Here is a 258-nt window from a genome sequence, read left to right as displayed (position 1 = left end):
CCCCGAATGGAGCCACCCCCATGAACACCACCATCCTGCGTAACAGCGTCCTCAGCATCGCCGGACTCGCGTTCGCCGGCGGCATCGCCGCCGGACCCCTCACCACCACCACCAGCAGCAGTGGTGTGGAGAGCACGCCCGTCGCCGTGGCCGTGCAGGCCGCCGACAAGCCGGACGTCGACACCACCAAGCTGATCCCCCACGGTGTGGACGGCGACCAGTCGACCATCACCCTGAACGACGAACAGAACACCAACG

1 pseudogene is annotated in these 258 nt (G+C 67.4%); it reads left to right on the top strand.

Going from position 1 to position 258, the window contains the following annotated elements:
- Positions 1-20 precede the first annotated feature (20 nt).
- Positions 21-258 (top strand): annotated as a pseudogene (locus tag SNR22_RS29245) (hypothetical protein); the annotation flags it as partial.

Origin of the sequence: Micromonospora sp. RTGN7, from assembly GCF_033804645.1 — a bacterium.
In the GTDB taxonomy this organism is placed as follows: domain Bacteria; phylum Actinomycetota; class Actinomycetes; order Mycobacteriales; family Micromonosporaceae; genus Micromonospora.
The sequence above is the reverse complement of the archived record's forward strand: the minus strand, read 5'-3'. Positions and strand labels throughout refer to the sequence as shown.